15 protein-coding genes are annotated in these 15,964 nt (G+C 31.3%); all 15 read left to right on the plus strand.

Going from position 1 to position 15,964, the window contains the following annotated elements:
* Positions 1 to 140: 140 nt before the first annotated feature.
* The gene (locus FNL83_RS01525; protein ID WP_002456719.1) at positions 141 to 320 is read left to right on the plus strand and encodes a hypothetical protein; all 180 of its coding nucleotides are present in this window, start codon (positions 141 to 143) and stop codon (positions 318 to 320) included.
* A 30-nt stretch (positions 321 to 350) separates the two neighbouring features.
* Positions 351 to 1,016, plus strand: coding sequence for a response regulator transcription factor (locus FNL83_RS01530; RefSeq protein WP_001830679.1), 666 nt, complete (start codon positions 351 to 353; stop codon positions 1,014 to 1,016).
* Between the two features lie 5 nt (positions 1,017 to 1,021).
* The gene (locus tag FNL83_RS01535) at positions 1,022 to 1,918 is read left to right on the plus strand and encodes a sensor histidine kinase (protein WP_002456718.1); all 897 of its coding nucleotides are present in this window, start codon (positions 1,022 to 1,024) and stop codon (positions 1,916 to 1,918) included.
* A 110-nt stretch (positions 1,919 to 2,028) separates the two neighbouring features.
* On the plus strand, positions 2,029 to 2,778 hold the full coding sequence (locus FNL83_RS01540) for an ABC transporter ATP-binding protein (RefSeq protein ID WP_002456717.1): 750 nt from the start codon (positions 2,029 to 2,031) through the stop codon (positions 2,776 to 2,778).
* 1 nt (position 2,779) lies between these two features.
* A complete protein-coding gene (locus FNL83_RS01545; protein WP_002470142.1) occupies positions 2,780 to 4,792 on the plus strand; it encodes an ABC transporter permease in 2,013 nt (670 codons plus the stop codon).
* A gap of 103 nt (positions 4,793 to 4,895) precedes the next feature.
* The gene (locus FNL83_RS01550; protein WP_002456715.1) at positions 4,896 to 5,486 is read left to right on the plus strand and encodes a DUF4064 domain-containing protein; all 591 of its coding nucleotides are present in this window, start codon (positions 4,896 to 4,898) and stop codon (positions 5,484 to 5,486) included.
* A 522-nt stretch (positions 5,487 to 6,008) separates the two neighbouring features.
* Complete coding sequence (locus FNL83_RS01555; RefSeq protein ID WP_002489714.1) at positions 6,009 to 7,601, plus strand: solute:sodium symporter family transporter; 1,593 nt, start codon at positions 6,009 to 6,011, stop codon at positions 7,599 to 7,601.
* Positions 7,602 to 7,728: 127 nt separating this feature from the next.
* Complete coding sequence (locus FNL83_RS01560) at positions 7,729 to 8,913, plus strand: hypothetical protein (protein WP_002456713.1); 1,185 nt, start codon at positions 7,729 to 7,731, stop codon at positions 8,911 to 8,913.
* Entirely contained in the window at positions 8,910 to 10,019 is a 1,110-nt protein-coding gene (locus FNL83_RS01565; protein ID WP_001830606.1) for a hypothetical protein, read from the plus strand. Before FNL83_RS01560 ends, FNL83_RS01565 begins: the two co-directional genes overlap by 4 nt.
* Before the next feature lie 144 nt (positions 10,020 to 10,163).
* Positions 10,164 to 11,489 carry a PrsW family glutamic-type intramembrane protease gene (locus tag FNL83_RS01570; RefSeq protein ID WP_002467821.1) on the plus strand — a complete coding sequence of 442 codons (1,326 nt, stop codon included), beginning with the start codon at positions 10,164 to 10,166 and terminating at the stop codon, positions 11,487 to 11,489.
* A 5-nt stretch (positions 11,490 to 11,494) separates the two neighbouring features.
* Positions 11,495 to 12,244: a zinc-ribbon domain-containing protein gene (locus tag FNL83_RS01575; RefSeq protein WP_002456711.1), complete on the plus strand. Its 750-nt coding sequence runs from the start codon at positions 11,495 to 11,497 to the stop codon at positions 12,242 to 12,244.
* A gap of 219 nt (positions 12,245 to 12,463) precedes the next feature.
* Positions 12,464 to 12,904 (plus strand): MarR family winged helix-turn-helix transcriptional regulator, encoded by a 441-nt coding sequence (locus FNL83_RS01580; protein ID WP_002467790.1) that lies wholly within the window; start codon positions 12,464 to 12,466, stop codon positions 12,902 to 12,904.
* Positions 12,905 to 12,920: 16 nt separating this feature from the next.
* Positions 12,921 to 14,264: a dihydrolipoyl dehydrogenase family protein gene (locus FNL83_RS01585; protein WP_002456709.1), complete on the plus strand. Its 1,344-nt coding sequence runs from the start codon at positions 12,921 to 12,923 to the stop codon at positions 14,262 to 14,264.
* 12 nt (positions 14,265 to 14,276) lie between these two features.
* Positions 14,277 to 14,753: a glutathione peroxidase gene (locus tag FNL83_RS01590; protein WP_002456708.1), complete on the plus strand. Its 477-nt coding sequence runs from the start codon at positions 14,277 to 14,279 to the stop codon at positions 14,751 to 14,753.
* Between the two features lie 313 nt (positions 14,754 to 15,066).
* Positions 15,067 to 15,798: a phosphoadenylyl-sulfate reductase gene (locus tag FNL83_RS01600; RefSeq protein ID WP_001830661.1), complete on the plus strand. Its 732-nt coding sequence runs from the start codon at positions 15,067 to 15,069 to the stop codon at positions 15,796 to 15,798.
* Positions 15,799 to 15,964 lie beyond the last annotated feature (166 nt).

Raw genomic sequence — 15,964 nt, forward strand, 5'->3', positions numbered from 1 at the left:
TCGTTTATATCTCTCAAAGTTATAATATTGTTAAAATAATAGCATCATGACAATGTATTTCCTATTAATAAACATGTAAAATAATCTATAATAGGTATCATAATTATTGGGAGCTAGAGACCCTAAGAGAAGGTGAGACAATGATATTTGTAATGTTATCTCCAATATTAATTATTTTGTTTATTGTACTAAGCGTATTAGAAGAAAAACGTAGAAAGAAAAATTCAAAAGAACAAAATTCGAATCATGTAGATCAGCAACAACATGATTATATCGACAAAGAACAACAACAAAATAAAAATTCAAATGATGATAAATAAGAGTGAAAAGATAGTGAAAGGTGAACATATATGAAGATTTTCATTGTAGAAGACGATTTAGTGATTGCTGAAAGTTTAGCTAATGAGCTATCTAAATGGAATTATGAGGTGCATGTGGTTGATAATTTTGAAAAGATAATGGAAGATTTTCGCCGAGTAGAACCACAACTCGTATTATTAGATATCAATCTACCAACACTTAATGGCTTCCATTGGTGCCAAGAAATGCGAAAAGTATCTCATGTGCCTATTATGTTTATTAGTTCAAGAACAGATAATATGGATCAAATTCTGGCTATCCAAATGGGTGGCGATGATTTTATCGAGAAACCATTTAACTTGTCTTTAACAGTAGCTAAAATTCAGGCACTATTGCGTCGCACTTATGATTTATCAATAGCTCGTGATGAAATAGCTGTTAAAGGTTGTAAACTAATTGTTGATGAGGCCAAGCTTAGCAAGGATAATGAACATGTTCAACTTTCCTTAACAGAGCTACAGATATTAAAATTGTTATTTCAAAATGAAAATAAATATGTAAGTCGTACAGCTTTAATTGAGAAGTGTTGGGAGTCTGAGAATTTTATTGATGATAATACGCTCGCAGTAAATATGACACGATTACGAAAAAAATTACTTTCTATCGGTGTCGATGATTTAATTGAGACAAAGAAAAATGTAGGATACAGGGTTTGAGACATATGAAGTTTGCATATATTCAATCGATTCGTAATGAGATTTCAATTATTTTAATAATTCTATTATTTTTTGCACTTATATTTTATGTGTTTTCTTTACCTTTTGATGCATACGTACTAGCAATCAGTATAATATTACTATTGATGTGTGTACGTTGGTGGATAAAGTATTTAAGTTTTAAAAAGAATGAACATCTTAAAGATAAAGTAGCATATTTAGAACATGAGTTAGCACATGTTAAGAATCAGCAAATTGAATATCGTAACGATGTTGAAAGTTATTTTTTAACATGGGTACATCAAATTAAAACACCTATCACTGCCTCACAATTACTTTTGGAGAGAAACGAGGAGAATGTAGTTAATCGTGTTCGACAAGAAATTGTGCACATTGATAATTATACAAGTCTCGCATTAAGTTATTTAAAATTATTAAATGAAGAGTCAGATATGACAATTACCAAAGTGACAGTTGATGATTTGATTCGCCCGTTGATTTTAAAATATAGAATTCAGTTTATTGAACAAAAGACGCAAATCCATTATGAAAAAAGTGAGGACATTATTTTAACCGATGCACAATGGGCTTCTATAATGATAGAGCAACTTTTAAATAATGCTTTAAAATATGCTAAAGGTAAAGATATTTGGATAGATTTTGATGTTGCCAATCAAACTCTACAGATTAAAGATAATGGTATTGGGATTAGTAAAGCAGATATTCCTAAAATTTTTGATAAAGGATACTCAGGATTTAACGGTAGATTGAATGAACAATCAACTGGTATAGGTCTATTTATAGTGCAACACATTGCAAATCATTTAAATATACAAGTAACTGTACAATCAGAGTTGAATCATGGGACAGTATTTTTTATACATTTTACTAAAGAAAAATAATAAACTTTCAAAATTGTAAGTTTGCCAATGATATTTGTAAGATTTCATGAATGTTATTGGCATTCTTTTTATTTTATGATGTAGTAGAAGGGTAGAAAGGAGTTTGCATAGTGTTATTAGAGGTTAAAAATGTAAAAAAAGTCTATGGCAGAGGTATGAACACGACAATGGCTTTAAATCAAATGAACCTTGAAATTGATGAAAATGAATTTGTAGCAATCATGGGCGAGTCAGGTTCAGGTAAATCTACATTACTCAATTTAATTGCTACTTTTGATCGTACAACTGAAGGATTAATAAAGTTAGACGAGTTGCCGCTTAATCAATTGAAGAATAAAGACATTGCACGCTTTCGCAGAGAAATGATGGGATTTGTGTTTCAAGATTTTAATGTGTTGAATACGATGTCGAACAAAGATAATATTTTGATGCCTCTTGTACTTGCAAATGAACGTCCGAAAATAATGCAAAAACGCTTAATGGAAATAAGTGAACAATTAGGAATTGAAGACTTGCTTGAAAAATATCCGTCTGAAATATCTGGGGGACAAAAACAACGGATAGCTATAGCCCGTGCGTTGATAGCACGACCTAAATTATTATTAGCTGATGAACCCACTGGTGCACTTGATTCAAAAACCTCTAAAAACCTTATGTGTTTATTTCGAAAAATTAATCAAAAGCATCAAACTATATTAATGGTGACACATTCAAATATTGACGCGTCATATGCGAACCGTGTCATCTTCATCAAAGATGGTCGTTTGTATCATGAGATTTATCGTGGTGAAGAATCGCAAACAGATTATCAAAAGCGTATTGCCGATAGTTTGGCCATATTGAATGGAGTAGGTGACTAATATGACTTTCAAGATTTTGTGGAAAATGATTAAACAAAATTTTGTTAATCAACGTCATATCATTGTTCCATTTATTAGCGTAATAAGTATTTTATTCGGTATTGAATACATATTGTTATCGTTAACAACCAACATTTACTTTAATGAGCATCATCCTGAATTAAAAATATCTGCGATTATTGGAATAGTGTTTATGACGATGTTATTATTCATATTTTTAATTTATGCAAATCACTTTGTTATGAATCATAGGAAAAAGGAATTTGCCTTAAATATGGCTCTTGGTATGGAGAAAAAACATCTAAGACTCATCATCTTGATTGAACTTTTCATTCAATTTATTATATCTGCAATCTTGAGCATTGTTGGAGGTTACTTATTTGGTGAGCTCTTTTTTATGTTATTTAATAAAATAGTTAATACGCATCAACCTCAGTTGTCAGATTATCCATTTGATGTTTTGTCAATGAAAATCACATTAACCATGCTACTCAGTTTGATGATCATATTGTTTGTTATTAACAATTTTAAAATATCATTTAAAAACTCCTTACAGTTATTGATTAAAAATAAAAGTAAGACGCATGAAAAGTCACGTGTACGGTTAATAATATTTTTAATTTTAGGATTAATTTTTATAGGGATTGGCTATTATTTAGCTATAAAACCTAACACGGCTATCGGTTCCTTGGGGATTATATTTTTTGCGATTTTGTCAACGCTTATCGGTACCTATTTGCTCTTTGTTAGCTTAGGATCAATAGTTTTAGAAATGTTACAAAAATTAGATCATTATTATTATAAACCCAATCATTTTTTCTTTATTGCAGGACTCAAATCACGCGTAAAATCTAGTGCGATTGGTTTAGCTACGATTTCATTTATGTGTACATTTCTGATTGTTACGTTAAGTATGACAGTCTCAACTTATAGAAATATGGATCATAGGTTTGAATTTGCATTTAAAAATGATTACGCAGGTTATTATATTGGTGATTTTCATAAAGATAGCAAAATTCAACGTAAGATAGAAAATTTAAAAAAAGATATTCGCCAAGAAGTTCCAACTGGTCAATTTAAAATCTATGCACGAGGTATGGTTGGAGCGGAATTGCAGGGAGGCTTAAAACATAAAAAGCTAAAAAGACAAACTGTATCGAGTGGTTTATTTAATTTTGGAAATAAGCAAAAATTCAACTCTTTTATTTCTATATATAATAAAAGTGATTATAATAAAAACAATAAAAAAATAAAATTAGATGATGATGAAATTGCAATAAGTACAAGTGTGTCATTATTTAAAAAAATGAAAACGCTCAATATATTCGGGAAAACATACAGAGTTAAATATATTGAGTCGACAAATATAGATAACTTACTCTATGCAGATGGTATAACTTTAATTGTGAATCAACAACAACTGATGGATCGTATTGTTAATGAATATCGTAATCACAATGATGAAAATTTAATCATCACTCCTAATCAAGTCCAAACTGCGGTTGAATTTAATGTATTAAAAGAAAAGGATAAGTTGAATCATCGTATTAAGAAAATAGGTGTTCAACACGATATTGAATTTCAAGTGAAAAAACAAAACCTATTGATGTGGAAACAAGTCAACTCAAGTTTAATTTTTGTAGGAAGTGTTGTATCTCTAGTTTTATTAATAGGTATATTTCTTATGATGTATTATAAACAAGTTTCAGAAGGACATGAAGATAGAGATGCATATATAACGATGAAACAACTAGGATTAGATGAAATTTTAATCAAAAAAACAATTAATAAACAAGTAATATGGGTATTTCTTATTCCTGTAATTGTTGCAATTATACATACGCTAGCTGCTTTTCGTATCATATACTCTGTATTAGGAATCGTTGGTCAATATGATTTGGGACTGTATGCTACTAGTTACGTAGGTGTGATAGTTGTATTTATTATTTTTTATTCAATGATGTACTGGATTACTTCTAGAATTTATTATACGATGATAAATGATAAGCATTAATATTTATATATTTTAAGAAAGATAAATTACAATATATCTAATTTAATGCATATATTTTAAAAAAATAGGGAATTAAATGAATAGGTGAAAAGGAGGAACAAGAATGATACAACGTAAAGGTGAATTAATACTTTCATGGATTGGCAATGGATTACATCTGTTGTATGTATTTTTAATAGGCATATTTTTCATAATGACACAAACAAGTGATTTTAAAAATGGGATGATTCAAGGATTTATAGAAGAAAATCCGGGGGAATATGATTTAGCATACCAAACTTATAACTTGATGTTAGGTTTAGGTGTTGTCCTCATTATTATACTTCTCATTTTATTAATTGTATCAATAGTTGCCGCTATTTTAATTGGCAAAAATGCCAAAGTATCAGGAATATTACTTGTTATTACAGGAATCATTGGTCTCTTTTTAAGTTTTATTGCTGGTGCCTTATGGTTAATAGCAGGTATCATGCTTTTAGTACGTAAACCACAAACACAAAATGACCAAATCAATTCTCAATATAGTAATGACATACATTCACATGTTGTGCCAGAAGAAAAGAAACGTGAACAACAACAATATAATATGAATGAACCACATATTGGTCAAACATCAACATCTCATCATGATCACGCATTGAATGATCAAAATAAACGAGAAAACCATAATCATGATAATCAACCATACAAATAGTACAAATGTATTAAAGGTTGGATACTTATATCATATGTTTTAATGTTTGAAACTTTTATTATAAATAAATGAATTGAAAAATGCTTGTTGCTGACTGTTTCGAATCATAGTCAGTTGTAAGGGAGCGAGACGACGAATCTGAAAAGAATCGGTCTCGCTTTTTTAGTATAAAAATTTAATTATTATTTTAAAATGATAAAGTGATTTCTATAGTTAAATTTAGTGCGAGGATACTTTAAAAAATTATATTGAAAAAATGTCGCTATTACAAAATGTTCTAAAGTGCACAATTCAATTTAAAAACAAAAAAGAAGTTTTAAAATTTATATTTCTGTCTATATATGAGTTGTGCACGAAATGACAAACGCAATTCACATATGAAATATTTATCACTTTACAATAATATGTTGTTAAGTTGATGTAGATAAATTCATTGTTTTACGTATAAGTCACTATCATTGTTTTTTAGGATTCATTTTAATTATATCCAATCGACTAAAGTGAAAAGGAGGAACATATTAAATGAATTGGATATCGATTATTTTATTTATTATGGTCGTATGTGGCATTTCTTTTTATGCCTATTTGCAATCAAGAAAAATTAAAACGAATAGTTCAGATGGTTATTTTATGGGAGGAAATAGCCTTACTGGATTTACAGTTGCCTCTACAATTATCATGACCAATTTGTCGACAGAACAAATTGTTGGGCAAAATGGTCAAAGCTATGCACAAGGAATGGAAGTAATGGCTTGGGAGGTTACGGCTGCCGTAGCAGTTGTATTCTTGGCCTGGGTCTTTCTTCCTAAATATCTAAAATACGGTGTTAATACAATTTCTGAGTTTTTGGAATTACGTTATGATACATTTACTAAACGTTTTGTCTCCATTTTATTTATCTTTACCTATGTCGTATCTTTCTTGCCTGTAGTATTGTATTCTGGTTCCCTAGTGTTCAATAAAATGTTTAAAGTTGATGAATACTTAGGTGTAAGTAGTTCAACTGCTGTCATTATTATTTCATCTATTATTGGTATAATTGGCATTATTTACTTATTTATAGGTGGTTTATCGTTAAGTGCTTTTAGTGATTCGATTTATGGCATGGCTTTAATTATAGCTGGACTTGCGATTACAATATTAGGTCTAGGTCAATTAGGAGATGGCAACTTCCTACATGGTTTCGACAAAATCGTGCAAGACACGCCTGAGAAATTGAATGGTTTTGGTAAGGTGGACTCGGATGTTGTACCTTGGCCAACCCTATTCTTCGGTATGTTCTTTAACAATTTATTCTTCTGGTGCGCAAACCAGATGATAGTTCAAAAAGCACTCGCAGCTAAAAATTTAAAAGAATCTCAAAAAGGTGCAATATATTTAAGCTTATTTAAAGTGTTCGGACCTTTATTTACAGTCTTACCAGGCGTAGTAGCATTTAACTATTTTAATGGTAGTCTTGATAAATCAGATAACGCTTACCCTGCACTTGTAACTTCAGTATTACCAGAATGGGCATTCGGCTTATTTGGTGCGGTTATTTTTGGTGCAATATTGAGCTCATTTGTTGGCTCATTGAATAGTACAACTACACTATTAACACTCGATTTCTATAAACCTATTTTTGGAAAAAATAAATCAGATAAACATATTGCTCGAGTAGGCCATATTGCTACTGTAGTCATTGGAGTTATTGTTGTAGCACTTGCACCAGTCATCTCATTATTCCCTAGTGGTCTTTATGCAGTAGTTCAACAGTTTAATGGTGTGTATAGTATGCCAGTGCTAGCTTTAATTTTAATCGCTTTCTTTTCTAAACGCACATCTAAATTGGGCGCTAAAGTGACACTCTTCACACATATAATTTTATACGCTATAATCAGCTTTGTATTTACAGAAATTAATTATCTATACACATTTAGTGTATTATTCTTTGTAGATTTAATTATTATTTTGATTTTTAACAAAGTTAAACTATCTAGTGAGTTTGATTTAAGCACGCACCAACCGAAAGTAGATATGACGCCATGGAAATATCGTTACGTTGCAGGTATTATTGTTCTTGCTTTAGTAGTAGTAAGTTATATTATCTTCTCACCACTCGTGTTGGCAAAATAAATGTTACAATTAAAACTTAATGAGTAAGAAAATAAAAGTGTACGTTAAGGACGTTTATCAGCGTGATCACGTGCACTTTAACTATGAATAAAGTTGATTTAAAAATTAGAAAGGAGGGACAACGACGATGCAAACAGTCGGAATTATACCTTCGCCAGGTATAGCACATCAACATGCAAAAAAAATAATTCCAAATGTTAAACAGTTATTGTCAAAGCGTACTAAACATAGTCAATGGAATTTCGACATCAAAGTCGATCTCATGATAGGATCTGCAGAGGATGTACATGAAAGTGTTGAAAAAGCAGCACAAATTAAAGAGGAACATCAGTGGGATTACGTTGTTTGTCTGACAGATTTGCCTAGTATTTCAGATAATAAAGTGGTTGTCAGCGACTTTAATAGTGACAAACATGTTGCAATGCTATCATTACCGTCACTAGGTTTTATTGATTTGAAGCGCAAGCTAGTTAAAACGATGACTTCATTGATTGAACAATTATATTATAATCAACCGAAAGACAAAAATGCGCCACATCCTTTTGTACGCGTGAAGGCTGTAGAACCTGACGAAGACGCCACATCAAAACAACGATATATTAATATTTTATTTATCATAAGTTGGATTCAGTTAATTGGTGGACTGACACGAGCAAATCAGCCTTGGAAAAACATCTTTAATTTTAAGAAAATCATTTCAGTTGCCTTTGCAACAGGAACTTATGTCTCAATATTTTCAATGCCATGGGAATTAAGCGTGATTTATTCACCGCTTCGACTTATCATATTGATGGTGATTGCTATACTTGGGATGGCTGGATGGCTATTCTATGCGCATCAATTGATTGAAAAGAAAACTGCTAAATCTCAGCGTGTATATCGATATATTTATAATTCAACCACACTTGTTACACTAAGTTTGATTACACTCATAAATTATGTCATTTTATATTTATTGTTAATCATCAGTATTACACTCTTTGTCCCTGTGGAATTATTTAATAGTTGGACGAGTGCCCAATCACAATTTACGTTCTCAAATTATATGAGATTGATTTGGTTTGTATCATCATTAGGACTTTTAGCTGGAGCTATGGGATCAACTGTTGAAAATGAAGAGAAAATACGTCGTATTACTTATTCTTATAGACAATATCATCGTTATAAAGAAGCTGAGCAAGAACAAAAAGAACAAGAAACTTCTCGTGATGTATCACAACAAAATGTCGAACAACAAACTTCAAGTAAAGATGAAAATAATGAACAATATGAAGGTAAAAAACAAGGACATAGAGAGGAGGATGACGCATGACAAATCAAAAAACTGTGGGTCTAGTCGTCGCTCCAGGTGTTACTGAACGCCTTGCAGAAAATCTCATACAAGAAATGCCTAAAATGTTATCTACGCATTATGATCATCAGCAAGAATGGATTTTTGATTTAGTTACTGATCCGCTTACTGGTTTTGCTGAATCTGTAGATGAAATTTTTGAGAAAGTAGCCGATTATCACGATAAGAGACAATGGGATTATGTGATAGCAATTACAGATTTACCGATGTTTGCTGACAAACAAGTGATGGCATTAGATATTAATATGGAAAATGGTGCAGCTATATTCTCATATCCGGCATTTGGCTGGCGTCCAGTAAAAAAACGTTTCAAGCATGCGATTTATAATATTATTCAAGAATTAAATGAAGCTGAACAAGAAAGTCGTAATTATGATAATAATAATCAAATAGAAAATTCAGTAAAAAAACAATTTCCGCTCTCTAAAATAGACAAAGAAACAATATATATGAAAGAAACAGACTCTTATCACTTAAGATATTTATCAAGTTCACGTTCTAGAGGCATGTTTCGCCTTGTTAGTGGAATGACATTTGCGAATAATCCATTAAATATGATGGCAAGTTTAAGTAATATAGTAGCTATTGCATTTACTACAGGTGCATTTGGACTTGTATTTACAACGATGTGGCAAATGGCTTATAACTTTTCAATGTGGCGTTTATTTGGAATTTCAATTATTGCGATTATTGGAATGCTAATATGGATAATGATGTCACATGATTTATGGGAACCAGTTAATAAAAGCAACCATAAGCGTATTACTTGGTTATACAATCTTACAACAATAATGACATTGATTTTTGCCATTATAATTTATTATATTATTCTTTATTTACTATTCTTAATTGCTGAAATCGTATTATTGCCATCAGGATTTTTAGGTCAGCAAGTTGGATTAAAAGGTCCTGCAGGCATTGATTTATATTTAAGTATTCCATGGTTTGCAGCTTCAATTTCGACAGTTGCAGGTGCAATAGGTGCTGGTTTACTTAATGATGAACTCATTAAAGAAAGCACATATGGATATCGTCAGCGTGTAAGATACGAAGAACAACGTCGATAAAAGCAGTCGCTTTTATCGACATTTTATTTTTGCAATACGAAATTTAACAGTTTATCTGTCATAGAATATAGCGATTTTATGAGAATTAATTTAAAATATTGATAACAACTTTTTTATAGAGATAACTTGAAAGTAGGGATTGAATTGATTTGTTCTAATTGTGGGGCACATTTAGAGAAGGATGATAAATTTTGTGTTAATTGTGGGCAGAGTGTGTTCGATAATCCAAAGACAAAAACTGAACATAATTTTAATAGTCAAGATAGACAATGTCCAAAGTGTCACAAAGTAGTAAATGTCGATGATAAGTTTTGTATCAATTGTGGTCATTCTCTTCAGCAAACATTATCAAATTCAAATGACAACATAGCATCACATACATATTCAAATACAAAACCTGAAATTGAAAATGAAACTGCAGATCATATTCGATTGACAGAAGAAGCCAAGCATCTATTTAATAACACAACGAAATCAATAGGTAGGCTAGCAGGGAATGATGAAAGTTTAAAATTAAATTTGCGTGACATGTTTTCTGAGGTGTTTAAATCTCACACCAAAGATGAAGCGGATGATGTATTTATTGCTGGAACAAAACGTACGACGCCACATATTAATGAAGTTTCCGAGGAGTGGGGAAGACCTTGGGTGTTCTCACGTGTATTTTTAGCTTTAGGTATCACTTTCCTAGCGTTATGGATATTAACAAATATATTTGGTAATGCCAATGCCATACCAGGTATGATATTTATTGGCGCACTATTAGTTCCTATTTCAGGATTAATCTTCTTCTTCGAATCTAATGCATTTAAAAACATTAGTATCTTTGATGTAATGAGGATGTTCTTTATTGGTGGTGTATTATCACTCATTAGTACAATGATTTTATATCAATTTGTTACATTTAGTACTGAATCGCAATATTATGGAATTATGACTATAACAGATGCGTTCATAGTAGGATTTGTTGAAGAGCTTGGAAAAGCAACTGTTGTTATTTTATTTATTAATTATTTAAAAACAAATAAAATACTCAATGGATTACTTATCGGTGCTGCTGTTGGTGCAGGGTTCGCGGTGTTTGAATCAGCTGGTTATATCTTTAGGTTTGGATTTAATTTATTTGATGGAGTTAATAATATTACTGAAATCACTATACAAAGAGGTTGGACAGCTTTAGGTAGTCACCTCGTTTGGGCAGCTATTGTTGGTGCTGCGGCAGTAATAGTGAAAGAAACAAAGCATTTCGAATGGGCGAATATCATCGATAAACGTTTTATATTTTTCTTTTTTGTGGCAGTGACATTACACGGAATATGGGATACGGAAATAACACTTTTAAGTAGTGGTTATTTAAAATATATCTTATTAATTATGATTGCATGGCTATTTATATTTATACTTATGAAAGCAGGGCTAACTCAGGTGAATCAGTTGCGTGATGAATACAATCGTTTAGAGGAAAGGTGATATAAATGAAATTCTGCCCTCATTGTGGAAATCCGATAAAAAAGGAACAGTCATTTTGTAATAAATGTGGAAAACATTTAAAGACATCGACACAAAGAAAAAGTGAAAATCAAATTGAACATATGCGTGAACAGCAATCGTATATTTCTTGTGAGGAAAGACAACATCATGATTCAACATTTTATAAAGAACAAAAACATACTGGTTGGCTAATTGTATTATCAATTATATTTGTCTTGTTGATAGCAGCGCTATTGTATGGTGCGTACTATACTTACAATCATTATATTAGTGATGAGCAAAGTCATCAAACAACACAGTCTCAGCAATCAAATGAAAGTGGTCAAAATAAGGATCAATCCACTGGTCCAAGCATTGATGTTTTTAGTGATGACTTTGATCAAGGTTATATGAAGTCAGCTTCAACAAGTGGATATAGAGGTGTTTATAATGGAATGACACGTGAAGAAGTTGAAGATAAATTTGGAACATCCAATGGTTCTGTAGAAAGTTTGAAGTGGAGTTACGAAAAATATGGTGATTTAGCTGTAGCCTACGATGATAATGAAGTTGTTAGCGTAGGTGTAGCACCTAATCATATTTCAGAAGATCAATTTTTAAGTATGTATAATGAACCGGATGATAGAAATTCAAGCCAACTCATTTATGATAGTAACAAAGATAATGACTTCTCTGTGTTAGCTAATGTTAAAAATGGATATGTTACTGTCATTGAAAATGTAAATCAAATTTAAATATAACGCTTATGGAAAGCCTAAGACCTCACAGAGTGTCTTGGGCTTTTTCTATGATTAGTGGTCAGGGTAGATTGGATATAGTATTATTCCAAGTCGCTTTAACTTTATAGTTGATGGTTTAATGAGAAAATTTTAATTGTGAGCATATATATTATGAATATATGCGAGTCATTTTATACTATAATCAATCGCGCACGATTGAAAAGAGGTGGAGATGTGAAACAAGAACAAATGAGGTTAGCGAATCAGCTTTGTTTTTCAGCATATAATGTAAGTCGTTTATTTGCTCAATTTTATGAGAAAAAGTTAAAACAGTTTGGTATAACTTATTCTCAGTATTTAGTATTACTGACGTTATGGGAAGAGAATCCTCAAACATTAAATTCAATTGGTAGACATTTGGATTTATCTAGTAATACTTTAACCCCCTTACTAAAAAGACTTGAGCAATCTGGCTGGGTTAAAAGAGAACGTCAACAATCTGATAAACGACAGTTGATAATTACGTTAACTGACAATGGGCAACAACAACAAGAAGCTGTTTTTGAAGCAATTTCAAGTTGCTTACCACAAGAATTTGATACGACTGAGTATGATGAAACGAAATATGTGTTTGAAGAACTAGAGCAAACATTAAAACATCTCATAGAAAAATAAGAAAGGATGAGTGTTAATGAAACAATATGATGTAGTATTTTTAGGAAGTGGTCATGCAGCTTGGCATGCTGCGTTAACATTAAAGCAAAGTGGTAAGCAAGTAGCTGTAGTTGAAAAAGATACCATCGCCGGTACATGTACTAACTATGGTTGTAATGCGAAAATTTTATTAGAGGGACCTTATGAAGTGCTTGAAGAAGCCAAACAATATCCTAATATTATTGATAGTCACAATTTAGAAGTGAATTGGAAGAATTTAATGCATTACAAAGAACAAGTCATTAATCCTATGTCTGAAACCCTCACATCGATGTTTGAACAACAGGGAATTGATGTAATCATGGGGAAAGGTAAACTTGTAGATGCTCATACAATAGAGGTAAATAATACAACTTTACAATCAGATTATATTGTTATAGCAACTGGACAACATAGTCATCAATTAGATATTGAGGGTAAAGAATATACGCATGATAGTCGGGAATTTTTATCAATGCAATCTTTACCGGATAGTATCACTTTTATTGGAGCAGGTATTATCAGTATTGAATTCGCTTCTATCATGATCAAATCAGGTGTAGAGGTTAATGTGGTTCATCATACAAATCATGCACTTGAAGGGTTTAACGAATCACACGTCAATAAATTAATTCAAAAGTTAAAAGATGAAGGTGTTAAATTTTACTTTAGTGAGAATACCAAGTCAGTTAAACCGAATGCACAACGTTTTATAGTAGAAACTGAGTCTGGAAAGATGATTGAAACAGATTATGTACTGGATGCAACCGGTAGAAAGCCTAATGTTCAGCAAATAGGTTTGGAAAAAGTGGGTATACTATTTAGTGATAGAGGTATTGAGGTTGACGATTATTTAAGAACAAATGTGAAAAATATATACGCAAGTGGGGACGTTATCAATAAAATGATTCCTAAACTTACTCCTACAGCTACATTTGAGTCTAATTATATCGCTGCCCATATCCTTGGATTGAATACAGATGCCATTCAGTATCCACCAATACCTTCAGTGCTTTATTCATTGCCTCGTTTATCTCAAATAGGTGTCACAGTTAGCGAGGCTAAGAAAGATGATACGTATATGATTAAAGATATACCATTCGGAAGACAAATGGTATTTGAGTATCAAAACGAAACAGAGGCTGAAATGTCAATTGTATTAGATAGTCACAAACGTTTAGTAGGAGCAGAGATTTATGGTAATGACGCTGGTGATTTGGTTAATCTCCTAGTCTTTATCATTAATCAAAAACTTACTGCACAAGACTTAAATAAAAATATTTTTGCATTTCCTGGAGCTTCTAGTGGCGTTATAGATTTATTGAAATTGGCAATGATGTAGAGGTGTATCTAAATGAGTATTTATGATATTGCGGTAAAGAATTATGATGGCTCTACCTATTTACTAAAAAGATATAAAGGGAAAGTGCTCATTATCGTAAATACTGCAACGAATTGTACTCTGAATGATCAATTTAATAAATTAGAAATGCTTTATAAAAAATATCATAAGTATGGTCTTGAAATTTTGAGCTTCCCTTGCAATGATTTTAATAATCAGGAGCCAGAATTAATCAAAGATATTTATCGAGTATATAAATATAAGTTTGGTATTACTTTCCCCATCCATGCTAAGATTAATGTTAATGGAGAGCATGAACACCCTTTGTACACATTATTAAAATGTAAACAACCAGGATTATTTGGTTCGCAAATTAAATGGAATTTTACTAAATTTGTAGTAGATCAACAGGGAAATATTGTTAAACGATTTTTACCTTGTGATAATCCTAACCAAATGGAAAAATTAATAAGACAATTATTAAAATAAATGCCTATATTCTTCTTGGATTAAAGAATAAAATAATCTTGTTCCATTTGTAATATTTTGAATGAAGTCACTATAAACGAATGTAAAAGAAATTATTAAAGAGTCTGCCATATCATATGTGTAGGCTCTTTAAATTTTTTATGAGCATATAGGACAAAAAATTTAAATTAATCTTATCTTTATTTCGATAATTTCTCGAGTTACCTTGACTTTCGTTATAAAAGTAGTTAAAGTATTAAACATAATTATTCTGACAATTCTGATATGTTTTGTTGATTTGGATGGATTGATAAGGTGAGAGGGGGCTCCGCTAATGTCTATAGAAAGAATTACTTATGACAATTTTCAAAACGATCCATTTATAAATGAATTAGATATTAATGATGAGACAAAAGGTGCTTATGAGATTTTAAAATGGGCATATCAAACTTATGAAAATGATATTGTTTATTCTTGCAGTTTTGGTGCTGAGAGTATGGTTTTGATTGACTTGATTTCTCAAATTAAACCCGACGCACAAATTGTATTTTTAGACACTGATTTACATTTTCAAGAAACATATGACTTAATAGATAGGGTGAAAGATAAATATCCGCAATTACGCATTAAAATGAAAAAACCGGAACTTACGTTAGAGGAACAAGGTGAGAAATATAATCCTGCTTTATGGAAGAATGATCCTAACCAATGTTGCTACATACGCAAGATTAAACCACTAGAAGACGTATTATCTGGTGCTGTAGCTTGGATATCAGGTCTTAGACGAGCACAATCACCAACACGAGCACATACAAATTTCATTAACAAAGATGAAAGATTTAAGTCAATTAAAGTGTGTCCCTTAATCTATTGGACAGAAGAAGAAGTATGGTCTTATATACGTGATAAGGATTTACCATATAATGAATTACATGATCAAAATTATCCAAGTATTGGTTGTATTCCATGTACATCACCCGTATTTGATTCTAATGATTCACGTGCTGGTCGTTGGTCCAATTCTAGTAAGACTGAATGTGGATTACATGTAGCTGATAAACCATAAGAGATAGTCAAAAAATTTTAATTTCAAAACATAGTATTCCGATAAGAAATAAAGAGTTGTTTGTTAAAAGCTGATACAGCTTTATTTAGTAACGATAATTTTGAGTAATAAAAGTTTGTATTGCCCTTTGATATTATGAATTGTCTTTTCGATTTTAGTTATCAAT

Origin of the sequence: Staphylococcus epidermidis (genome assembly GCF_006742205.1) — a bacterium.
In the GTDB taxonomy this organism is placed as follows: Bacteria; Bacillota; Bacilli; order Staphylococcales; family Staphylococcaceae; genus Staphylococcus; species Staphylococcus epidermidis.